We start from the raw sequence: 23,282 nt of genomic DNA, 5'->3' as shown, positions 1-23,282 counted from the left end.
AAAGGTTGAAATGAAAGATAAGCATAGTGGCCTTGAAATACCACTTTAAGTAAAACTTAGCTAGCTTTTGGGCGGAAAAGTGAACTGAACTCAGAGATTACTTCTTTTATATTTCTTTTCCTGCTTTCTGATTTTCTTGATCAATGACCTTTCAAAACTTCTTGCTGATCTCTTCCCATAAGCCTCATCAAAATCATCTCTATAATTGCCTAGCCAGAAAGCTTTCTTCAAAATAAGAGTAGATTTTCCTCCTTGTTCATTTATGCTGAAAATACCATAAGGAAAACGCACATACTGCTGATTGACACTATCGTATTGCAACACATACCGAGCAAGGGAATCTGCCAAAGTCGATTGGCTCAACTCTAAACTAAAAGGGTTATAGTACACATCTTTGGGCCTATCCAAGGATTGAATGAAAGACACAACAGAGTCGGCCGGCATGTCAATATCATACCTTTGCTCGTGTTGTTCTACTATGAAAATTCGTTTAGCAGGCACCGAAGTGGCTACAAAACAAAACAGAATAACAGGCAACAAAACCGCCCTTTTCATTTTGAAAACGGGCATTCGAAAACTCATTCTTTCAGGAATGAATAAAACCCCAAGTGCAAAGAGGTCGGTATAATCCAATACACGATGAAGCTTGAAAAGGGGAAGTGAATTCCAAAAGTTAAAGAAAGGCTGAGAAAGCTCGCTTTTCCACCAACTGAAAGCCAAAATGATGATCAGCTTTATAATACTTTCCTTGAGAAAAGTTTGATGCTTTAAAAACACAAAGAGCGCGTAAATACCCGCAAAATCGGAAAGCTTACCTGTAAATGAGTTCTGAAAAATGCTTTTCAGCCAAAAATCATTGATAACCAAAATTGCCAAAGCAATAACAAAATCTAAGCGGTAACTGGCTGAGCCATCTGACCCTTGTTTGCCCGTTGAAACCCAATTTTTAAGCTTTATCATCTTCTACCGCAGAAAACGACTAAATCTTTCAGATATTTAAGGATTGTCCAGTAAAAAACTCAAAGCTTATGCTTCAATTCTATTCACACATGAAAAAACTACTGTTTACCATTTTTTTAGCCGCATGTTTCAGCTTGGCCATCCATGCTCAAACTTATAATGAGTATGAGCTTTCGTTTGAAAATGCGGTCCACCACGAAGCGCACATCAAGGTCAAATTCAGTAATCTGGAAAACAAAGTGCTTGAAGTTCGCATGAGCCGAAGTTCTCCAGGCCGTTATGCCGTTCATGAATTCGCTAAGAATGTATATTCTGTAAAAGCTACCGACAGCAAAGGCAAAGAACTACCTGTTACCAGACCAAACGCTCATCAGTGGAATGTTGCTGGGCATGACGGTACGGTAAATTTTGAATATACATTATACGCCAACCGTGGCGGAGGAACTTATTCAGGAATTGACGAAACCCACGCGCACTTGAATATGCCTGCTACTTTAGCTTGGGCACGAGGTTTAGATCACCGCCCAGTAAAAGTAAAATTCAATGTAAGAAAAGACAGAAACTGGAAAGTTGCTACTCAGCTTAAGCCTTTAGGCGACAATGTTTTCTATGCGCCAGACACCTATTACTTAATGGATAGCCCAACTGAAATTGCAGATTTGTACATGCGAGAAAGAAAAGTTGGCGACCAGACTATTCGCTTGGCCATGCACAAATTAGGCACTACCGACAAAGAAGTAGATCGCTATTTCGATGAGCTTATTGGCATTGTTGAACAACAAAAAGAAGTTTTTGGCGAACTGCCAAGCTATGATTTCGGCATGTACACTTTCTTAACTTGTTTTATGCCAAATGCCAGCGGAGATGGTATGGAGCACAGAAATTCTACTTATGTGGTAAGCGGCCTACCTGTAGAGCGTCCATTAGGCGTAACTTCAATGGGTACCATTTCACACGAATTTTTCCATTGCTGGAATGTGGAGCGAATTCGCCCTAAATCTTTAGAGCCATTTAGTTTTGAAGACGCCAATATGAGCGGAGAACTTTGGTTTGCAGAAGGTTTCACTCAGTATTATACCAATTTAATGAGAGCCCGTTCGGGTAGCATTACTGGCGAACAATACATTAAAGGACTTGGCGGAAGCGTGGGTTACGTTATGAATGCCCCTGGTAGAAAATACAACAACCCGATTGAAATGAGTTACCAAGCTCCGTTTGTGGATGCCGCAAGCTCTATTGACCCAACCAACCTTAGCAACATTTTCATCAGCTATTATACTTACGGATCTGTGATTGGATTGGCGCTAGATATGTCGCTACGCACTATGGACAACGGCAAAAGCTTGGATGGATTTATGCAGCATGTGTGGCTAAACCATGGCAAGCCAGAAATTCCATATACTGTTCGCGATTTACAAGCCAGATTAGGTGAATACGCTGGACAAAGCTTTGCCGATAACTTCTTCAGCAAATATGTTTTCGATAGCCAATGGCCAGATTATAACGATTTGTTCGCCAAAATGGGAGTGATATTTACCAATACCTCTTCTGGTCAAGCAAGTTTAGGAGGAAACATCAGAAAAATGCGTTCAGGTTGGTCGCTAACAAGTAATGCCACAGTCGATTCCCCACTTTATAATGCAGGAATTGAATCTGAAGACATAATCCTGAGCATTGATGGCAATGTACTGAATGATGATTCGAACATTAACGATATGATTTCCAGCCATAAACCTGGTGATAAAATCGAAATCAAGTACAAGAAAATGTGGGGCGAAGAAAAATCGGCTCAGGTAACTTTAACCGAGGCCGACCGCTATGCAACGGACATCGACACGAATGCCAGTGCACAAGCCAAAGCTAGAAGAGATGCTTGGGTAGGCAAAAAATAAAACAACAGATTTTAGTTTATAATTTGGGGACTGAAACACTAAATTTCAGTCCCCAGTTTTTTTAGTAATGTCAGAATTTAGCGAACAAACATTTAAAGGAGAAAACTTCAGTAATACATCGCTCAAAGGGAGCTATTACGATGAATGTCATTTTAAAAATTGTGATTTCTCACATGCCGACTTAAGCCAAGCTTATTTCGAAAACTGCACTTTTGAAGCTTGCAACCTGACCCGAGTAAAAGTAACCGACACCAAATGGGAAGCTATAGCTTTTAAAGACTGTAAACTTAGCGGCATCGATCTGGAAAGTATTAGCAAAATGCTGCTTTCATTTTCTTTTGAAGGTTGCCAAATCAGCTATTGCAATTTTACAGGATTGAAAATCCCAAGAACTTCCTTTTTCAATAGCGAAATCAAGGAATGTGACTTTGTTGAAACGGACCTTTCTGCTTCGAGCTTTAAAGGTTCAAACTTAAAAGGAAGCAATTTCGACAACTGCAATCTGAACAAAGCAGATTTCAGGCAAGCCGAAGGTTACTTATTTAGCCCAGCCAAAAACCGAATTAAAAAGGCAAAATTCTCAGCTCCAGAAGTGCTGGCCTTACTGAGCGAATTTGATATTGATATTGATTGAATATGGATAATCACTCCATACGAGTCTACATAAAATTCAATAAAAAGCAACACCAATTCAATTTACAATTACCCCTACTTTTCAGAGGCCACCCAATCTATCATATTATTTCCCTATTTTTAGGTAAAAAAATATAAGTTATACTTAAACATGAGACCACTGTTAATCAAATATGCGGAACCAAAGGAAGATACTAACTCTAATGAACCAGAATATGAGTATTCAAATGATAAAAATTTGAACATTGACAAAAGAACTAAAGAGCCTATTTTCGACAAACTTTCATTAGGTACTAATACACAAACTAAAGTAACAGGTGAGTCAACTGATTCGGATTATGAAGCATCTGGATACTTAGAAACACAAACCCTAACCCTTGTCAATTCTGAAGCAACCGATAGTGACAGTGATCTTCATTGCTTTTTATGGACCATGACAAATACTAGAGGAAACATTGAGACTAATGACCAAGATTAATGCTGCTAATTATTTCTCACAGGAATGATCTAACCACTGACTTTTTAGTCAATAAGCTCAATTCAAAAAAAGTTAATTACCTAAGACTCAATTGTGATTCGATTCATATCGATTACAATTTCGAGTTTATGACAAGAACTAATGAATTGAATATTGATAATTATTCCGACTTCAAATCTATTTGGTTTCGTAGAACACATGCCCCCAAAATGAAGTTAGAATCAATTGAAGCAACCGAATACTGGCTACGTGCATACAAATCCCTAATAAATAACATTTCCACTCTCTATGATCAATCCTACTGGATTAGCAAGCCACAACACATTGATAAAGCAGAAAACAAATTACTGCAATTAAAAATAGCAAATAGTTTAGGGTTAAAAACACCAGAAACAATAGTAACAAATGAGCATAATAAACTGAAACAGTTTATAGAAGAATTCAACAAAAGGGTAATAATCAAACCACTCCATGATGGGGGTCTTGGAGAGAAATTAATCTTCACAAATCTTTTACAAGAAGACGACATTAACAATTTGGAAAATTTTGAAATTTTTCCATGCATTTTTCAAAGGGAAATAAAAAAACTCTATGAGGTAAGAGTAACTATTGTGGGTGAAAAAATATTCTCAGCACGTATTGACTCACAAGAAAATGAAAAAACCAAAACAGATTGGAGACATGGAAAATGTAAATATGCTATATATAGTTTACCAACCGAGATAAAGGAGAAGTGCATTTTACTTATAAAACAGCTTAATCTAGAGTTTGGGGCTATTGACATAATAAGGGCAACGGATGGATCATATTACTTCCTTGAAATAAACCCTAATGGTCAATGGGCGTGGTTAGAACTTGAACTAGGACTACAAATTTCAGAAGCTCTATTAGAAAAACTAACGCAGAATCAATGAAAAACTCAGAATTCGCCAATCGGTTAGAATATCTAAAAAACTTATATGATTCTCAGGAAAAAAGAATGGAGACAATTGAAAGTAAATTGTCAAATGTAACCTCTCAATCAAGTACAGCCTTTTCAATAACTACACTTGTCATACCCCTATTATTTGATGAAATAAAAAAAATGGGTCTAACCTGCCAAATATTGATAACATTATTATTCTCTATCACATTTCTATTCTTCATTCTTTCCATATTAAAATCTACTAATACTCTTAACATAAAAAAATTCAAGTATATGCATGGAGCTCCAGAGATGGCCTTAAAGAAATATAAGAAAGAATGTGGATTTGAAAAGGAAATGCTTTCAGACCTTGTCCAAATAGTCAAAAAAAACACAGAAGTTAACAACTCCAAAGGATCCATTTTAATTTCATCGCAGAACTATTTCAAGGCAGGAATATATTCATGTTCAATATTGATAATCAGCATTTTAGTTATATCAATGATTCAGTAAAGCAAAAGGGAAGGGACATACTTCGAGCCCCTTCACCTTTATTAAGCATTTTACAGCTCCTCTACTTTTTCTAAATTCACAAATTCGATTTCACGGTCCGTACCAAGCTCTACACTTACCACAGAATCTCGATCAATTGTACCTGCTAAAATCTGCTTAGAAAGCTCATTCAGCACTTTTCTCTGAATCACTCTTTTTAATGGTCTGGCTCCAAACTGCGGATCCCAACCGAGTTCTCCCAAGAAATCAAGCACTTCGTCTGTAGCCTCAATTTCAATTCCATTTTCTTTCAATTGCTTCTGAATCAGTCCAAACTGAATTCTCACAATCTGGCGGATATTGTCTTTATTCAAAGGCATAAACATGATGGTTTCATCGATTCTGTTCAAGAATTCAGGCCTTACCGATTTCTTCAATAAATCGAAAACTTGAGCCTTTGTATCATCAATTACATCGAGCACATTTTCTTCATTGATCTTCTCAAAATTCTCTTGAATTAAATGAGAACCAATGTTTGTGGTCATAATAATGATCGTGTTTTTGAAGTTCGCTACACGACCTTTATTGTCTGTCAATCGCCCATCGTCTAACACCTGCAACAGAATATTGAATGCATCTGGATGCGCTTTTTCAATCTCATCGAGCAAAATCACCGAATACGGTTTTCTACGCACAGCCTCGGTCAATTGGCCGCCTTCATCGTACCCCACATAACCCGGAGGCGCCCCAATAAGCCTAGAAACCGAATGACGTTCTTGATATTCCGACATATCGATTCGCACCATATTATTCTCATCGTTGAAGAGGTATTCGGCTAGCGCTTTCGCCAATTCCGTTTTACCAACTCCAGTTGTACCCAAAAAGATGAAAGAACCAATCGGACGTTTAGGGTCTTGCAAACCTGCTCGGCTTCTGCGAACCGCATCGGACAATGCTGAAATTGCTTCCTTCTGTCCGGCTACACGTTTGCCTAACTCTTCTTCCAAATGAAGTAATTTTTCTCTTTCGGATTGAAGCATTTTTGAAACCGGAATTCCGGTCCATTTAGCCACGACTTCAGCAATATCTTCAGAATCAACTTCCTCTTTCAACAAGGATTTTTCACCCTGCATTTCCCTAATCTTCTGTTTGTATTCTTCAAGCTTTTGCTCCGCCTCAGTGATTTTTCCATATCGGATTTCAGCTACTCTTCCAAAGTCTCCTTCGCGCTCGGCTTTCTCTGCTTCAGATTTATATCGATCGATATTTTCCTTCTCTTGGCGAATACCAACAATTACAGATTTCTCATTCTCCCACTTCGCTTTTAGGCTGTCGCGTTTTTCGGAAAGCTCTGCGATTTCCTTTGAAAGCACTGACTCTTTATCCTTGTTCTTTTCCCTTCGAATGGCCTCACGCTCAATTTCCAACTGCATGATTCTACGGTTCAATTCGTCAAGCTCTTCAGGTAAAGAATCGATTTCAATTCTCAATTTAGAAGCCGCTTCATCCATTAAATCGATGGCCTTATCGGGCAAAAAACGATCGGAGATATAACGGGTAGAAAGCTCAACCGCAGCAATAACCGCATCATCCTTTATACGCACTCCGTGGTGCACCTCGTATTTCTCTTTGATACCTCGAAGAATGGAAATGGCATCGTCACGATTCGGTTCATCCACAATTACGGTCTGGAATCTTCGCTCTAAAGCCTTATCCTTTTCAATATATTTCTGGTATTCCTTAAGCGTTGTGGCTCCGATAGCGTGCAACTCTCCACGAGCCAAAGCAGGTTTCAGCAAATTAGCAGCATCCATAGCCCCTTCTCCGCCACCGCCCGCACCAATCAAGGTGTGGATTTCATCGATGAACAGAATGATTTCGCCCTCTGAATCTTGAACTTCCTTAATTACCGCTTTTAGCCTTTCTTCAAACTCGCCTTTGTATTTAGCTCCTGCCACCAAAAGCCCCATATCCAAAGAAATGATGGTTTTGGATTTTAGGTTTTCAGGAACGTCACCATCGACAATCCGCTGTGCCATTCCCTCAACAATCGCAGTTTTACCAACGCCAGGTTCTCCTAAAAGAATCGGGTTGTTTTTGGTTCTTCTAGAAAGAATTTGAAGCACCCTTCTAATTTCCTCATCGCGGCCAATTACAGGATCAATTTTTCCCTGGCTGGCCAATTCGTTCAAATTCTTAGAATAACGACTCAATGACTGATATTTTGCTTCAGCGTTTTGGTCGGTTACAGAATTTCCACCTCTCAACTCTTTAATAGCTGCAATAAGCTCCCTCTTCCCAAAACCCAATTCCTTCATGAGTTTGGCTACCTTGTCTTTTCCTTCGAGCAAACCCAAAACGATGTGCTCAATGGCTACAAACTCATCTTTGAATTCCTTAAGAAAATCCAAAGCTTTGGTTAAAGCCGAATGCGCATCATTAGACAAATAAGGCTGCTGACCACTCACTTTTGGGTAGCCATTTACAATTTCATCCAGCTGATTTTCTAGCTGTACCTTGTTCACGCTTAGTTTCTTTACCAGAAAAGAAATTACATTCTCATCTAGTAAAAGGATAGCCTTTAAAAGGTGTCCAGGCTCAATGGCCTGTTGCTGATTGCCGGCAGCAATCTCGGCTGCCTTTTGAATAGCCTCCTGTGATTTGATCGTATATTTTTTAAAGTCCATTGTTGTGTTTTTCTCCTCAGTATATGCTGAACATCGCTGTTCGAAAAGAGGTTTATCAAACCACTATCCAATATAGAAATTCGGAAATTATGGCTTAAAAAAGAGTTTCAACGCTCCATAATCAGACATTATGACTTAGATTTACGCAATAAAAGCCTAAAATATGCCAAGAGTAAAAATTGACCTGCCGAGTAGTTTTTTGTTTGAAACTGAGATTTCAGTTAGGATATCCGACATTAATTATGGAGGCCATTTAGGAAACGACAGTTTGCTCAGCATGATTCATGAGGCAAGGTTTCGATTCTTAAATCAGCTAGGTTATAAAGATGAAATCTCAATTGATGGGTTTGGACTGATACAAGCCGATACCGCCATAGTTTATAAAGGTGAGGCTTTCCATGGTGACAAAATCAAAGTGGAAGTAGCCATTACTGAAATCAGTCGCAAGAGTTTTGATATGGTTTATAATCTCACTTCCGAAAGCAAAACCATTGCTCATGCCAAAACAGGAATGGTAATGTTCGATTATAAAGAAAGTAAGGTGGTGAATATACCCGAGGCTTTCCTTTCAAAGATTCAAGCTTAGATGCTTACCTTTGCAAAATGACAAGTGCGAAACGCGATATCAGACAGCTTTCTTTAGAAGAAATTCAAGAGTTTTTTATCAGTATTGGAGACAAAGCTTTTAGAGCAAAGCAGGTTCATGAATGGCTTTGGAAGAAATCGGCAAAGGATTTCGACCAAATGACGAACATTTCGCTAAATACCCGAGAATTGCTAAAAGAGCATTTTGCCATTAACCATATTAAGGTTGATGAAATGCAGCGCAGCAATGACGGCACTATAAAAAATGCTGTAAAATTGCACGATGGCCTAGTGGTTGAATCTGTTTTGATTCCTACGGATAATAGAATTACCGCATGCATTTCTTCACAAGTAGGCTGCAGTCTCAATTGTCACTTTTGTGCAACCGCGAGACTTAAGCGCATGAGAAACCTTAATCCAGATGAAATTTACGATCAGGTAGTAGCCATTAAAGAAGAAGGCGAACTCTATTTTAACCGCCCGCTCACCAATATTGTGTACATGGGCATGGGCGAACCACTTTTGAACTATCAAAACGTGATGGAGTCGATCCACAAAATCACTTCTCCTGAAGGGCTGGGCATGTCGCCAAAGAGAATTACACTTTCCACAGTCGGCATTCCAAAAATGATTGTGAGAATGGCCGATGAAGAAGCTAAATTCAACTTGGCCGTTTCGCTACACTCGGCCATTGACGAAACGCGGTCTCGCATGATGCCCATCAACGAAAAAAGCGATCTGGATGAATTAGCCGATGCCCTAAATTATTGGTATCAGAAAACGAAACGCAAAATCACTTTTGAGTACGTAGTTTGGAAAGACATTAACGATGACGAAAGGCATGCTCGGGCATTGGCCAAGTATTGCGGAAAAGTGGCTTCCAAAGTGAACATCATAGAATACAATCCTATCGATGATGGAGAATTTCAGCAAGCCGATCCTGCGAGCTTAGACATGTACAAGCGAATTCTCGAAGAAAAGGGAATAATTGTAAACGTTAGAAGAAGCCGCGGAAAAGATATTGATGCAGCTTGCGGCCAATTGGCAAATAAGAGTTAAAGTTGATTTTAATTTTCAAAAATTGTCTGTCAACCCTATGTTCACACCTTACTAAAGCTCAAAAAGAAAAAAATATACTTTTTCTTATTTAAAAAATTACTTTAAAACGAGAAAACAACATAATTGGCTCAATTATTGATGATGTTATATTTTTTAAAGCTCCTTATATATGAACATTTCTGCCCAACCTTCCAAGCTCACTCTTCTTAGCACGCTGATAACCTTATTGATTATCCCATTAAGTCCTAAATCAGTTACAGAAGTCATATCAAAACTCGAAAACTATAATATTGAATTTCCACAAGAGAAAATTTATCTCCATACTGACAAGGGAGATTATTTTGAAGGAGAAACAATTTGGATCAAAAGCTACTTGGTAGCCGGCTCTTTCCATCAGCCATCTCCTCTCAGCAATGTAGTTTACATTGAACTAATCTCACCAAAAAAGGAATTAATAAGCTCCACCGTCATTCACTCAGAAAACGGGTTGGCCAATAGCCGTATTATTTTACCAAAAAACATCAGTGGAGGCACTTACCTATTGAGAGCCTATACAAATTGGATGAAAAATTTCGGGGAAGAGTTTTTCTTTCAAAGAAACATCCGAATCACCAACGGAGAAAACAGTATTATAGAAGAATCTACTCCTATGGATGAAAATATTGATCTTCAATTTTTCCCTGAAGGGGGATATCTAGTAGATCAAGTACCTACCAGATTAGCTTTCAAAGCAATAGACAGCAAGGGAAATTCATTTGAGGCAAAAGGACAAATTTACGATTCGAAAGGACAAATTATAGCCGATTTTCAATCCGTACATAACGGGATGGGCTCCTTTATATTTACTCCGAATTATAATGAGGAATACTATGCAATGCTTGAAAATTCAACAGAAAAAATTTCTTTTCCAGAAATTAAAAAGACAGGATTTTCGCTTTCTGTCAGCCAGAGTTCTCAAGATGACATTATTAGGTTAAGTCTAAGGAGCAATAAAGCCACAAAAAATAAAGATCATCTCAATGTACTTGTCCATTGTAGGGGTAGTATATCTCATTCCTTTCCGCTCGACCTCTCCAAAGATTTTGCCTTTCTGGACATATCTTCAAAGAAGATGCTTCCTGGGATTCAACACATTACAGTGTTTGATAAAAACGGCAACCCTCTATTGGAAAAACTCCTATTTATTAAAAACAAGGGCACTCAAGTTTCTATAAATGTTGATAAAGAAGAATACAGCCCGAGAGATAAAACGAAGGCAGACATTAAAGTTGTCAATGAATTCGGAGAGCCAATAAAAGGTAATTTATCAATTTCAGTTACGGATATTAGCCAAGCACCCAATACGAGCAAACCTTCCAATATCGAGTCCGAATTGTTACTAAATTCAGACCTAAGAGGTCATATTGAAAATCCCAACTATTATTTTAAGGATAATAGTGAGACAACCAACTTCCACCTAGATCTTCTTATGATAACTCATGGTTGGTCGAGATTTGAATGGAAATCATTATTGGACAATAATCTACCCAAAATTGATTTTTTAATAGAAAAGGGACTTCAGGTTAAAGGAACCCTAAAAAACAACCATGATAAACCAATTCCTAATGGAGAAGTCACTTATTTTGACAACTCAAGTACCCCCCCTACTATTAGAACCACAAGCACGGACGAATTTGGCAATTGGAATTTTTTCAATATTGAGGCTTATGATAGAACCCCTGTTTCATTTCAGGGAAGCAATGAAAAGGGAAAAAAGAATGTCAGATTTGAGTTTGATACCGACAGACCTTACACCGCTCCAATAGCTTGGAATCCTGTTTCAATTACAGCATCAAAACAATTAAACGAATCGTTTATTGACAACAGCTTAAAAAGAGAGCAGATCAGAGAATCCTACCAATTCGATCCTTCAGTTATTTTATTGGATTCATTTGTTGTAGAAAGCGAAAGAGAAAACTTCACTAAAAATGAAGGCCTTTATGGCCCTGGAGATAGGACCTTCAGTTATGAAAGCCTACCAACTGCAGCTAAACAAGTGATAAACCCTATTGAATTACTCCAAGGAAGGGTAGCTGGCGTAAAGGTAGATTACAGTGGTCCATTTGCCACATTAACCATTAGGGGAGCGACAGGCGTGCCCGCTATTTACCTGAACGACATGCCTACTGACTTAAATACTATTATATATACTTCTGCTATAGATATTGAAAGGGTTGAAGTTTTTAAATCTCCTAGTGCAGCCGTATTTGGTTCCAATGGAGCCTATGGAGTATTGGCCTTCTATACTTACCAAGGCGTAAGCACTAAGCCAATGAATAAACAAGAGGGTTTTTATACAACCATTCTCCAAAACGCTTATCAAAGTAACAGAGATTTTTACTCTCCTAAATACGACACTCCTCTTCCTGAACATGCCATGCCAGATTTTAGAGCAACAGTGCTTTGGAGTCCAAATGTCGAGATAGGCGAAAATGGTATTGCGAGTGTGGAATTTTGGAATACGGACAATGAAGGGCAGTTTAAAATTGATGTACAAGGAATTTCTAATTCTGGACAACCCATAACCCAAACGTTCAATTATTACGTAGAAAAGAAATAATAAATCGCCCCATCCAACCTTAGCAAAGACCATGAGAAATTCAATTTTTATATCCTTCTTAATCGCTTTATCAACGACAATTGCTTACGGACAAACTAGAATTTCAGGGACGGTTGTAGATGGGGCAAACAATGAGCCCATAGAGAACTGCAATGTTTATATATCAGGTAGTTCCAAAGGACAATTCACCAACTCGAACGGAAAATTTGAAATTAAAAACCTAGAAAACGGAATATACGAGCTAGTATTTTCGCATGTTAATTACAAAACGCACGTTCAGGTAATTGAAGCAGAAGGCAAGGAAATAACAATAAAAGCGGGCCTTATAGAGAACCCTATCTCTTTAGCTTCTGTAGTTGTAGTTTCCGAACAAGACAAAACTCTAAGACGAAAAACCATCAAAGAATTTAAGGATTTCTTTTTTGGCAAAGGATACAATGAGTCTCAGATCGCAATTCTCAATGAAGAAGATATAATATTAGAAAAGCAAGAAAATGGCTTCCTCGCATCAAACAAACCCTATACCCTTAGAATAGAAAATGACCATCTGGGCTACAATTTAGAATATTACATCAAAGAGTTTATACTAAGTAATAAAACAAACCTTGTATTAGGGTATCCAAAATTTTCAGAACAAAAAGCTTTTACTCCTTCACAGAAACTCTTTTGGCTAGAAAATAGACAACGGGCATACAACGGCTCAATAAGACACTTTTTTCTTTCTCTACTAGATAAAAATCTTGAAGAAGAAGGTTTTGAAGCCTTCCTAAGCACAATTGACCCTGAAGCAGAAGAAAATATCGATGTGGCCGACTACTATGATTCTCAAAACAATGGACTCGTCAAATTAGACCCTAATAACCTACCTGTTACTTTTTCTATTGAAGAAACAAAGTTCAACAATCTTATGAAAATCAATTTTGGAGGAACACTAGTAGTTAATTACAAAAATGAGTTTTCCAGTTCTGGGGGAACACAATTCTCCCAATTAAAGATGAATGAAGATTACATCTTTGTTTATAAGAATGGAGTAATCTTAAACCCTTCTGCCATAAAAACATTTGGTGAATGGGCCGGAGAAGGCACTTATCATTTATTGCCTGTTGATTATGAGAGTAATGATTCAATAAAAATTGACGACAGTAAGGAAAGAAGAAAACTACTTTCACAACTATCCAACTTCACTCAAAGCCATCCAGTAGAGAAAATATACATTCACACAAATAGATCCGAATTCTACCCAAAAGAGACTTTATGGTTCAAAGCTTATGTTGTGGCTGGACCATTACATCAACCCTCACCTTTAAGTCACAACATCAGAGTTGATTTGATTAACCCACAAAACGAAATTACCGAAAGCATCTTACTTAGCTCTAACAATGGAATAGCAGAGGGGAGCTTCAATTTAGGCAAAGATCTAGCTGGGGGCAAATATACGCTCAGAGCTTATACTACAGCTATGGAATCCATGTCTACTGATTTCTTCTTTAAGAAGACCATCATTATTGACCCTCCAATAAAAAAACTCCCAATAGAATCTTCAAAAGATTTAGACTTACAATTTTTCCCAGAAAGTGGGCATTTGATAAATGGACTAATTACCAATGTTGCTTTCAAAGCTATTGACCAAAATGGAATGCCTGTTTCTATAAAAGGAAAAATAGTCAATCAGAATGGAACAGACGTTGCTTATTTCAAATCCGAACATAATGGCATGGGGGTTTTCCAGTTTTCTCCCAAATCAGGAGATTTATACAATGCCCAAACAATAGACCAAAATGGAAATGTAAAATCGTATACCTTTCCAAAGGTTGAAACAAAAGGAACTATCTTCCATGTGGACACCAATAGTTCCGACAATGAGGTTCTTGTGAGATTTAAGAGTAATACTCAAGACTCTGATATGTTTATCATTTGTCAGTCGAGAGGGTGGCTAACATATACTAATTCATTGAATTTCAAAAATGGAGCCGATAGCCTTTCCATACCAAAATCAACATTTATGCCTGGAATTAATCAAATAACCTTGTTTAATAAAAAAGGCACTCCTATTGCTCAAAGGTTATTTTTCATCTATCCAATGGAAGGTCTTGAGTTGAAAATTGAACCCGATCAAGCCTCCTACCAAACAAGAGAAAAAACCAGTCTAAAAATACTTTTAAAGGACAAAAACGGAACTCCGCTTGAAGGAAACTTTTCCTTAACCGCATTAAATAAAGACAGGATCTACAATAAATCCATCAATGATAACATTGTTTCTAACCTCCTGCTCAATTCTGACATAAAAGGTTACGTTCACCATCCAGCATATTATTTTGAAAATGTTAGTCAGCTCAAAAAACATCAGCTTGATTTAGTTATGATGACCAATGGATGGAGCCGATTCACTTGGGAACAGATAGAAGAGTTTTCACCAGATAAAACGGAAATAAATTATGCCAAAAGGATGGACATACATGGTAACATGGTATATAAATCAAATGAAAAGCCCGTAAAAAGGGGTACTGTCACCTATATAAATAATGAAAGCAAAAACCCAGAAACCATAGTTACAGAAACCGACAGAAACGGCAACTTTACAATAGAGAATGCCATGCCTTATAAAGACATGTTTTTCATGATAAGAGGTGCGGATTCAAGAAGTAACAAAGAGATACAAATTAATATAGACAGCACACTGAATTTACCCAATATAAATCCAGGTTTTCAAGAAATCTTCTTTAAAGAAAGAGAATTAGAAAAACTGGAGACAAGCACTCCATCTATACCAAACGCAAATCAAGATTTCTTAAGTCAAATGTATTTTGGAGATTCAGTAAGAATATTGGAATCAGTCTCTGTTGAAGCTATGTCTGAAATTACCCAAAAGAAATCTCTATATGGACAGCCTTCCTTTACCTTTGATCTTACAGAACTAGTCAAGAACCAAAATAAAAGCAATATTTTTCAATCATTGCAAGGTAGATTACCTGGCGTAAATATTTCACACTCAAACTTTGGAAAAGGAAACGCTGTACTTATTCAAATCAGAAAACAAACAAGCACCCCTCCTACATTTTTAACAAATGGGGATGGCCCAATTGGCTCAGTTATAGACGTAATACCAAGTGAAGATCAACCCCTTTTCTTTTTAGACAACGTACAGGTAGACTTAGATGCTCTTTTAAACCTACCCATGGAGATGTTTGAACGTATTGAGGTTTTCAAAGGACCTGACGCTGCCATATTTGGCTCCAATGCTTCTCAAGGAGCTATGTTATTCTTTACAAAAACAGGATATCGAGCATTCTCCAAAACAGAAAATGGAGTATTTCCTTTTTCTCTGCCAACCGCATATCACGTCTCCCAAGAGTTCTACGCGCCTAAATATGAGTTCAATCAGAATTCTCCAATGCCCGACCATAGAATTTCTCTACACTGGGAACCTAATATTGTAACTAATAAATCTGGTGAAGCTATCGTTTCCTATTTCAATTCTGATGATCTAGACACGATTCAAGTAATCGTAGAAGGCTTAACATCGGGAGGAAAACCTGTCGTTGGAACCATAGAATATACTGTCACAAACAAACAAGAACAATAAATTGCAATCATATACAAGGGACGAAATCAACCACAATAGAACTCATTGTATTATGATTTAGAAATTTACTAGAGCATTCTCAATGAAGGGGCGTAATTGCTAATTTTTTGAAGAAGTCGCGGAAAAGATATTGATGCAGCTTGCGGCCAATTGGCAAATAAGAGTTAAATCAGACAGGCTTAAAAAGCAAAGGCTCCATCCCCCTGCTATCAGATTCTCAATGTAACTCGCTTTTGTTGGATGGCTCAAGAAGTAAAGGTGTTATTAACTCTAAGAAAAAAGAGTTGGGTATCGAGCTTAAATATCATTTAAAGTGAGCCATTTCAAAACCAGATGGAAACCACAAGTATTGAGACTCACTTCAAAATGAAACCGTAACTAGTCCTTACTCGCGTTAAAAAGCTTTTGTTTCTCTTCTTTGGAAAGAGCATCGTAGCCTTTATCTGAAATTTTATCCAGAATAGCGTCTATCTCAGATTGTGAAGCATTTGATTTTGAAGAAGTTTTCGCTGACTTTGCCGAACTTTTTGAAGCTTTACTGGCCTTTCTGTAGCTGACCTTAATTTTGGGTCTTGGCTTAAATATTCCTTTTACCCAACCGATAAACCTTGCAATAACCCTGCTCCAATCGTTCCCTTTTTTCAGCTGAACAATGAACAAGTAGCCAGCTAAGGCGCCTCCCAAATGGGCAATTTCTCCTCCGGCATTCGAACCTGTAGATTGTAACAACGATGTTACCACGTAAAACCCAGCAATATACTTAAGCTTTACCGGCCCCAAAAAGAGCAAATGAATAGCGTAATTGGGCATAAAAGCTGCCGCACCTACCACAATGGCAATTACACCACCGGAAGCTCCTAATAAATACGAATAAGGTACTGCCGGCTGATAATAAGGCACAAAATTATAAATCATAATATAGAAAAGGCCTCCCAAAATTCCGCCCCAAACATATAGGCCAAGCACTTTATTCTGCCCTAAAAACTCAGCAATGATTCTACCAAACCAATACAGAAACAGCATATTGAAAAGAATATGCATAATACCTTGATGGTAGAAGAAGTAGCTTATCAAGCTCCATGGCTGAAAAACAAGTCGGTCTAAATCTGCGGGAAGCGACACATAACGGCTGATCTCTTCAAATAAACCACCATAGCCCGCAATGGTAAAAAACACGCCAAGCACACCCAAAACCACAAACATCACCACATTGATGACGATAAGCTGGTTTAGAATATTCCCCGTTTTAAACGCGAATTTAAAATCGTCTAAAATACTATTCATTGTTAATAGAAATCCTTTCTACCCCGTTTCCAATAAGTAACCAAAAAGAAGGCGATTAAGGCCCCGCCTATGTGCGCCAAATGCGCGACATTGTCACCAGGTGCCCTCTTCAGTTCCGAGAATACTTCGTAAAGAATGTAAACCGTAACCAAATATTTAGCCTTGATGGGAAAAGGTATAAACAGTAAAAAAAGTTCTGTATTTGGGAATAGAAGAGCAAACGCGGCCAAAACACCAAAAACCGCCCCTGATGCCCCCACCATAGGATAATTCCCGAAAAAGGAATACAAGCCTCTTGCAAAACCTTCTGCTTTTTGCTTCAGTTCTGGGCTGTTTTCGTTTCGCGAGTATTGATCTATAAAAGTGTAAATATTGTCGTTATAAATATTATGCTTAGCAATAAGGAGGTTGAATTGATCAGATGTTGGGTTATCTAAATAAACCTCCACATCATGTTTAATCTTTGAAACTTCAATATAGTTTACGCCAGTATAGAAAAGCCCAGCTCCAATTCCTGTAACCATATAGAGAATGAAAAACTTCTTCTGCCCAAGAAATTGCTCTAACAACGGCCCAAATATGAACAGAGCAAACATGTTTCCGAAAATGTGCATAAACTCAATATCACCTCTCGCGTCTCTCACAGAGTGTAGAAACATGTAAGTAATAAACTGCACAGGGTTAAAATGATCTGATTCAATAAAGTAAAGGCCAAACCTACTTGCCAAGTCAATTTTCATTAAGGCCATGACTAGCCAAATGCCGATATTGATATAGAGTAAGTTCTTTACGAGGGGAGTTAATCTTCCAAACATAGGTGTTAGTTAAAAAACTGGTCTATTTTTTCCAATTCAATAATGAAAGTTGTTTTTCTGCCATTCGGAGCATAGTTCGGATTTTTGCAAGCAAAAAGCTGATCGATCAGCGAAGACATTTCTTCTGGCGAGAGCGTTGTTCCCATTTTCAAAGAAGATCTTCTGGCTATGGAACGTGCAATGTTCTCATCTGCATCTATCCCTAACTCTGACTGATTCTGTTTAAACTGCTCTACAAACCCTTCGAATAACTGCTTTTCGTTGGCCGCTTTTAAATCTGCTGGCACTCCGTTAATGGCAATGGTATTTTTTCCAAACTCAGAAAATTCAAAGCCAATGGCGTTAATTTCTTCCTTCATACCCATAACGAGAGCAAAGTCTGATGGGTTGAGTTCCAAACTCTGCGGAAACAAACTTTGTTGCGAAGCACCCGACCTATTTTTGATCATTTGATAGAAGCGCTCATACAAAATACGCTCGTGGGCCTCTTGCTGAGCCACCAATAACAAACCCGACTTTACATGGGTAGCAATATATTTTTTATGAATCTGAAAATACTGAGAAGAAGGAGAGAGGTTTTCAGGTTTTGTTTTGGGCGCAGCTAAATTAGCCGCACTACTCAAGGTGACGGTGCTAGCACTTTGAACCATTGGCGCTTCAGGTGCCTCAGGATGAATTTCCATTTGAGCATTACTTCGCTCCTCCTTTTCAATATCCCTTTGCAAACCTTCATACAACTTCTCCCAATGCGAAGTAGATTCTCTCTTTCGATCTAAATTTTTGAACTGGCCATAAGCCCTATCGGAAGAAAGATTTGGTGCTTGATGAGACGGTTTTTCAACCTGAGCTTGGGGGTTGAACGAAGCAAAATTCACATCGGAACCAAAATCAATGGCCGGAGTAATGTTATGCGTTCCTAAAGCTTGCTTTACCGCAGCCCTTACAATAGCGTAAACGGTGCGTTCATCGTCAAACTTAATTTCTGTTTTAGTCGGATGAACATTGATATCGATATGCTTGGGATCTAACTCCAAAAACAAAGTGTAGAAGGGAAAACTTCCATCTGAAATCAAACCTTCAAAAGCAGTCATTACTGCATGATTCAGGTAAGTACTTTTGATGAAGCGATTATTTACAAAGAAAAACTGTTCTCCTCTCGACTTCTTGGCAAACTCTGGTTTACCCACATAACCATACACCTTCACCCATTCTGTTTCTTCTAAACAAGAAGCCATTTGCGACTGATACTTCTTGCCAAAAAGCCCAACGATACGGTGGCTAAGTTTACCCGCGGTTAAGTGGTACATTTCAAGATCGTTGTGGTACATCGACATTTCCACTTCAGGATTTGCCAAAGCCACTCTTTGAAATTCATCTACGATATGGCGGGTTTCTACGGAATTTGACTTCAGGAAATTTCGCCTTGCTGGCACATTAAAAAACACGTTTTTCACGCAAATCGATGTGCCCACTGGGGTAGAAACTGGTTCTTGCTTTTTTACTTCGGAAGCCTCTATATGAAGCAAAACACCCAACTCATCTTCAGCCCTTCGGGTTTTAGCCTCTACTTGCCCAACCGCAGCAATAGACGCCATCGCTTCACCACGAAAGCCCATGGTGCGAATATTAAAAAGGTCTTCTGTTTCCCTGATTTTAGAGGTTGCATGGCGCTCGAAACACATACGGATGTCCGTTTCAGACATTCCAATACCGTTGTCAACTACCTGCACCAATGCCTTACCAGCATCTTTAATAATCAATTTAATTTGGGTAGCCTTTGCATCAATGGAATTTTCCAGCAGCTCTTTTACAATAGAGGCAGGCCTCTGCACAACTTCACCAGCAGCAATCTGATTGGCGATGTTATCAGGAAGTAATCGTATTAAATCGGGCATGAAAACACGAAGGACGCTACTTTCGCATTTTCTTCCAAAGAAGAAAAGGAATATAAAGAAGGCCGAGATAGAAAATCTCTGTGCCTATGTACACAAACCCTCCAGCTACCAATACCAAAACCACAAAAATGATGAGCCTTAGCATGCTTGTTTGATCTACCCCACCACCTTTAGCGTGTTTCATGTTCTTTCTGAAAGAACCCTGAATTTGAGATCGATAGCCAGCGTCAAGATCAGCTTCGGCCATTCCCATTTCAGCTTTGATCCTACTGGTACGGTTTTCTATGTCCTCTTTAACAGGATCGTAGTACCTAGGTTTGATATCAAATCGCTGATAATTGGGTTTTCTGATAAGACTCGGTAGCTTCATGATATTGTTTATGCTATTTTGGCGTTGTTCATATGCAAATCATTACCTTAACGAACCGCCCATGAACAAATTTATACTTTATTTGCTATAACTAAAAATTACGGCATAATGCTGAACAAAGTTGCTTGCACCTTTCTCCTGATATTTCTGGCCACTCAAAGTTTGATGGCCCAAAAAATTTATGCTAAACGCGATACACTCAAACAGCAAGCTTGGGCCGACAGTGTTTTTAATGCGCTAACGCCAGAACAGCGGCTTGGCCAACTGTTTATGGTTGCTGCATATTCCAATCGAGATGAAAGCCATTATGCCGAAATCGATAAACTGATTAAGGATTATAATATTGGCGGTTTAATCTTCTTTCAAGGAGGCCCAGTTCGGCAAGCTGAATTGAACAATCGCTACCAAGCAGAAGCGAAAGTACCTCTTGCCATTGCTATGGATGCTGAATGGGGCGTGGGCATGCGTCTCGATAGCGTTTTGGATTTCCCTAAACAAATGACTTTGGGTGCTATTCAAGATAAAAAATGGGTTTACGAAATGGGCAAAGAAGTCGCCAATCAGTTTAAACAACTGAAAATGCATATCAACTTCGCCCCAGTAGTTGATGTAAATGTGAACCCAAACAATCCTGTAATTGGCTATCGTTCTTTTGGGGAAGACAAATATAACGTGGCTGAAAAAGGCATTGCTTACATGAAGGGCCTTCAGGATAATGGCATTATGGCCAATGCCAAACATTTTCCCGGCCATGGCGATACGGATGTGGATTCGCATGCAGATTTACCCGTAATCAATCATGACAAAGCTCGCATGAGCGAAATTGAGCTTTACCCTTTCAAGCAATTGATGAAGGATAGCTTAATGAGCGTAATGGTGGCTCACTTACAGATTCCTGCCTATGATGCTCGTCCAAAAACCCCCACAACGCTTTCCAATAAAGTAGTAACTGATCTTCTGAAAAAAGAATTAGGCTTTGACGGACTTGCATTTACGGATGCCATGAACATGCAAGGCGTAGCAAAATATTACGAGCCAGGCGAAGCGGATGTAAAAGCGCTTATGGCAGGTAATGATGTGATCCTTTTTCCACTAGATGTCTCTAAAGCCATAATTCAGGTTCAGAAAGCGATTAAGAAAGGAGACCTTTCCCAAGCATCGCTAGACGCTCGCGTAAAAAACATTTTGCTTGCAAAATACTGGATGGGTTTAAATGAAGACCAAACCATTATTACCAATAACCTCACGGAAAGAATCAACAACAGCTATTCGAAAATGCTCAATCGCATTCTGTACCAAAAAGCAATTACAGTTGTAGACAACACCGATCAGCTCTTGCCAATCATTGATGTGGACAGCACTAAATTCGCTTCATTGTTTTTTGGCGATGCAGAAGGCAATGTATTTCAGAGTGAATTGGACAACTACGCCCACTTCGACCATTTCACTTTTGGCAAAACAGAAGAAAGCACTATTGATTCATTAGCGTCCAAATATGATGTTATTGTAGTCGGTTATGGCGGCATTACCAATTCTCCACGAAACCAACATGGCATCAACTCAAGCCATATTGAACTGATTAAAAAGCTTCAAGCCCAAACAAAAGTCATCGTTGTCGCACTTGGCAATGCCTATGGCCTTCAATATTTCGAGGGTGTTAAAAACATACTTTGCACTTACGAAGACAACGAAATAACAAGAGATATTGCGCCACAAATAATTTTTGGTGCCCTTCGGGCAGAAGGAGAATTACCCGTAACGGCTGGTTCTTTCAAAAAAGGTTCTGGAGTAAAAACCCTTACCGCTTCAAGGTTGAGCTTTGGGTTGCCAGAAGAAGTGGGTATGGACGGAGCCACACTTAAAGGCATTGACGCTTGGATGGACAAAGCCATCAAAGGAAAAGCAACACCTGGCGGTCAAATCATTGTGGCCAGAAAGGGTAAAGTGGTTTTCAGAAAAAACTATGGTTTCCAAACCTACGATAGCTTAGATGCTATCACCGACCAAACCATTTATGATTTGGCCTCTGTAACCAAAGTAGCGGCCAGCGTGCAAGTGCTGATGTACCTAAACGACAACGGGCTTTTGGACATGAACAAAACCCTAGGCGAATATTTGCCCGAAGTAAAAGGCACCAATAAAGAAAATCTTGTCATCCGAGATGTTCTTCTTCACCAAGCAGGTTTGCTTCCTTACATTCCTTTTTGGAAACGAACCATAGACAACGGCCAGCTAAAAGAGCAATATTACAGAGAAACCCCAGGAACGGGCTACAAAGCGAAAGTAGCCGAGCATATTTTTGGAAGTCAAGCACTAACGGATTCGCTTTGGCATTGGGTAATTGATGCCGACTTAAGAAAAATGCCTCGTGGAGAAAGCAAATACGATTATCTATATTCCGACATGGGCTATTATTTCTTTTTAAAGCTTGCGGAAAAAGTTTTGAATCAGCCCATCAATGAATTTTTACAGAAGCAGCTATATCAACCTTTGGGTTTGCAAACCTTGGGTTACTTACCTACTGAGCGTGGCTTTTATGCTGAAATAGCACCAACCGAAGACGATTTCTTATTCCGAAAAACACTTTTGAGAGGAACCGTACACGACCAAGGTGCTGCCATGATGGGAGGCGTTGCAGGCCATGCCGGGCTTTTTTCAAATGCGCTTGATTTGGCCATTCTCATGCAAATGCATTTACAAAGAGGGCAGTATGGAGGTCAGCAATATTACAGTGTAAACACAATTCCTGCCTTTACAGCTCAACAAACAGAAGACAATCGTAGAGGTATGGGCTGGGATAAACCCATTGTTGGAAAAGATGCTGGACCAACTTCGCGCTATGCTTCCGCAGCCACTTTTGGCCACTCTGGGTTTACAGGCACAGGCATTTGGGCCGACCCCGAACAAGATTTGGTTTACATATTTTTGGCGAATAGAGTTTACCCAGATGCAGAAAACACAAAACTCATGAACTGGGACATCCGTACCAAAATTCAGGATGTGATCTACGAATCTATCTGGAACTTTAACCAGCAATAGCCAGTTA

16 protein-coding genes are annotated in these 23,282 nt (G+C 38.9%); 10 read left to right on the top strand and 6 right to left on the bottom strand.

Features of this window, described 5'->3' with window-relative positions; genetic code table 11:
• Positions 1-90: 90 nt before the first annotated feature.
• Positions 91-960: a hypothetical protein gene (locus tag ACXACJ_RS21695; RefSeq protein ID WP_475136532.1), complete on the bottom strand. Its 870-nt coding sequence runs from the start codon at positions 958-960 to the stop codon at positions 91-93.
• An 89-nt stretch (positions 961-1,049) separates the two neighbouring features.
• Between ACXACJ_RS21695 and ACXACJ_RS21690 the strand changes: the two genes are divergently transcribed.
• The 5 genes from ACXACJ_RS21690 to ACXACJ_RS21670 all read left to right on the top strand — a co-directional run bounded on the left by ACXACJ_RS21690 (position 1,050) and on the right by ACXACJ_RS21670 (position 5,380).
• On the top strand, positions 1,050-2,852 hold the full coding sequence (locus ACXACJ_RS21690; RefSeq protein WP_475136531.1) for a M61 family metallopeptidase: 1,803 nt from the start codon (positions 1,050-1,052) through the stop codon (positions 2,850-2,852).
• A 67-nt stretch (positions 2,853-2,919) separates the two neighbouring features.
• Positions 2,920-3,486, top strand: coding sequence for a pentapeptide repeat-containing protein (locus ACXACJ_RS21685; protein WP_475136530.1), 567 nt, complete (start codon positions 2,920-2,922; stop codon positions 3,484-3,486).
• Between the two features lie 150 nt (positions 3,487-3,636).
• Complete coding sequence (locus ACXACJ_RS21680) at positions 3,637-3,963, top strand: hypothetical protein (RefSeq protein WP_475136529.1); 327 nt, start codon at positions 3,637-3,639, stop codon at positions 3,961-3,963.
• 209 nt (positions 3,964-4,172) lie between these two features.
• The gene (locus ACXACJ_RS21675; protein ID WP_475136528.1) at positions 4,173-4,877 is read left to right on the top strand and encodes an ATP-grasp domain-containing protein; all 705 of its coding nucleotides are present in this window, start codon (positions 4,173-4,175) and stop codon (positions 4,875-4,877) included.
• The gene (locus tag ACXACJ_RS21670; RefSeq protein ID WP_475136527.1) at positions 4,874-5,380 is read left to right on the top strand and encodes a hypothetical protein; all 507 of its coding nucleotides are present in this window, start codon (positions 4,874-4,876) and stop codon (positions 5,378-5,380) included. Before ACXACJ_RS21675 ends, ACXACJ_RS21670 begins: the two co-directional genes overlap by 4 nt.
• A 50-nt stretch (positions 5,381-5,430) precedes the next feature.
• On the opposite strand, the gene clpB is transcribed toward ACXACJ_RS21670, so the two are convergent.
• Positions 5,431-8,046 (bottom strand): ATP-dependent chaperone ClpB, encoded by a 2,616-nt coding sequence (gene clpB / locus ACXACJ_RS21665; protein ID WP_475136526.1) that lies wholly within the window; start codon positions 8,044-8,046, stop codon positions 5,431-5,433.
• Positions 8,047-8,209: 163 nt separating this feature from the next.
• On the opposite strand from clpB, the gene ACXACJ_RS21660 reads away from it, so the two are divergent.
• From ACXACJ_RS21660 to ACXACJ_RS21645, 4 genes are all read left to right on the top strand, one after another.
• Positions 8,210-8,632, top strand: a complete 423-nt coding sequence (locus tag ACXACJ_RS21660) for an acyl-CoA thioesterase (protein ID WP_475136525.1) — start codon at positions 8,210-8,212, stop codon at positions 8,630-8,632.
• A gap of 17 nt (positions 8,633-8,649) precedes the next feature.
• Positions 8,650-9,690, top strand: coding sequence for a dual-specificity RNA methyltransferase RlmN (gene rlmN / locus ACXACJ_RS21655; RefSeq protein ID WP_475136524.1), 1,041 nt, complete (start codon positions 8,650-8,652; stop codon positions 9,688-9,690).
• 169 nt (positions 9,691-9,859) lie between these two features.
• On the top strand, positions 9,860-12,289 hold the full coding sequence (locus tag ACXACJ_RS21650) for a TonB-dependent receptor plug domain-containing protein (RefSeq protein ID WP_475136523.1): 2,430 nt from the start codon (positions 9,860-9,862) through the stop codon (positions 12,287-12,289).
• Positions 12,290-12,320: 31 nt separating this feature from the next.
• Positions 12,321-15,872: a carboxypeptidase-like regulatory domain-containing protein gene (locus tag ACXACJ_RS21645; RefSeq protein WP_475136522.1), complete on the top strand. Its 3,552-nt coding sequence runs from the start codon at positions 12,321-12,323 to the stop codon at positions 15,870-15,872.
• Between the two features lie 378 nt (positions 15,873-16,250).
• Here ACXACJ_RS21645 and ACXACJ_RS21640 read toward each other — a convergent pair whose 3' ends face one another.
• The 4 genes from ACXACJ_RS21640 to ACXACJ_RS21625 are packed head-to-tail and all read right to left on the bottom strand — an operon-like array spanning position 16,251 to position 20,236.
• Positions 16,251-17,156, bottom strand: coding sequence for a rhomboid family intramembrane serine protease (locus ACXACJ_RS21640; RefSeq protein ID WP_475136521.1), 906 nt, complete (start codon positions 17,154-17,156; stop codon positions 16,251-16,253).
• A 2-nt stretch (positions 17,157-17,158) separates the two neighbouring features.
• Positions 17,159-17,971 (bottom strand): rhomboid family intramembrane serine protease, encoded by an 813-nt coding sequence (locus ACXACJ_RS21635; protein ID WP_475136520.1) that lies wholly within the window; start codon positions 17,969-17,971, stop codon positions 17,159-17,161.
• 5 nt (positions 17,972-17,976) lie between these two features.
• The gene (gene mutL / locus ACXACJ_RS21630; RefSeq protein ID WP_475136519.1) at positions 17,977-19,866 is read right to left on the bottom strand and encodes a DNA mismatch repair endonuclease MutL; all 1,890 of its coding nucleotides are present in this window, start codon (positions 19,864-19,866) and stop codon (positions 17,977-17,979) included.
• 16 nt (positions 19,867-19,882) lie between these two features.
• Complete coding sequence (locus tag ACXACJ_RS21625; RefSeq protein WP_475136518.1) at positions 19,883-20,236, bottom strand: hypothetical protein; 354 nt, start codon at positions 20,234-20,236, stop codon at positions 19,883-19,885.
• A gap of 165 nt (positions 20,237-20,401) precedes the next feature.
• On the opposite strand from ACXACJ_RS21625, the gene ACXACJ_RS21620 reads away from it, so the two are divergent.
• Positions 20,402-23,275, top strand: a complete 2,874-nt coding sequence (locus ACXACJ_RS21620) for a glycoside hydrolase family 3 N-terminal domain-containing protein (RefSeq protein WP_475136517.1) — start codon at positions 20,402-20,404, stop codon at positions 23,273-23,275.
• The last annotated feature ends 7 nt before the right edge of the window (positions 23,276-23,282 follow it).

Source organism: Roseivirga sp. AWQ4_251, from assembly GCF_056158225.1.
This window is presented reverse-complemented; position numbering and strand designations above follow the sequence as displayed.

Excerpts from the sequence above, each read along its gene's own strand:
- ACXACJ_RS21625 (WP_475136518.1), bottom strand. The coding sequence starts at position 20,236 with ATGAAGCTACCGAGTCTTATCAGAAAACCCAATTATCAGCGATTTGAT.
- ACXACJ_RS21690 (WP_475136531.1), top strand. The coding sequence starts at position 1,050 with ATGAAAAAACTACTGTTTACCATTTTTTTAGCCGCATGTTTCAGCTTG.
- ACXACJ_RS21660 (WP_475136525.1), top strand. The coding sequence starts at position 8,210 with ATGCCAAGAGTAAAAATTGACCTGCCGAGTAGTTTTTTGTTTGAAACT.
- ACXACJ_RS21685 (WP_475136530.1), top strand. The coding sequence starts at position 2,920 with ATGTCAGAATTTAGCGAACAAACATTTAAAGGAGAAAACTTCAGTAAT.
- rlmN (WP_475136524.1), top strand. The coding sequence starts at position 8,650 with ATGACAAGTGCGAAACGCGATATCAGACAGCTTTCTTTAGAAGAAATT.
- ACXACJ_RS21640 (WP_475136521.1), bottom strand. The coding sequence starts at position 17,156 with ATGAATAGTATTTTAGACGATTTTAAATTCGCGTTTAAAACGGGGAAT.
- clpB (WP_475136526.1), bottom strand. The coding sequence starts at position 8,046 with ATGGACTTTAAAAAATATACGATCAAATCACAGGAGGCTATTCAAAAG.
- ACXACJ_RS21620 (WP_475136517.1), top strand. The coding sequence starts at position 20,402 with ATGGCCCAAAAAATTTATGCTAAACGCGATACACTCAAACAGCAAGCT.
- ACXACJ_RS21675 (WP_475136528.1), top strand. The coding sequence starts at position 4,173 with ATGAAGTTAGAATCAATTGAAGCAACCGAATACTGGCTACGTGCATAC.
- ACXACJ_RS21695 (WP_475136532.1), bottom strand. The coding sequence starts at position 960 with ATGATAAAGCTTAAAAATTGGGTTTCAACGGGCAAACAAGGGTCAGAT.
- mutL (WP_475136519.1), bottom strand. The coding sequence starts at position 19,866 with ATGCCCGATTTAATACGATTACTTCCTGATAACATCGCCAATCAGATT.
- ACXACJ_RS21650 (WP_475136523.1), top strand. The coding sequence starts at position 9,860 with ATGAACATTTCTGCCCAACCTTCCAAGCTCACTCTTCTTAGCACGCTG.
- ACXACJ_RS21670 (WP_475136527.1), top strand. The coding sequence starts at position 4,874 with ATGAAAAACTCAGAATTCGCCAATCGGTTAGAATATCTAAAAAACTTA.
- ACXACJ_RS21635 (WP_475136520.1), bottom strand. The coding sequence starts at position 17,971 with ATGTTTGGAAGATTAACTCCCCTCGTAAAGAACTTACTCTATATCAAT.
- ACXACJ_RS21680 (WP_475136529.1), top strand. The coding sequence starts at position 3,637 with ATGAGACCACTGTTAATCAAATATGCGGAACCAAAGGAAGATACTAAC.
- ACXACJ_RS21645 (WP_475136522.1), top strand. The coding sequence starts at position 12,321 with ATGAGAAATTCAATTTTTATATCCTTCTTAATCGCTTTATCAACGACA.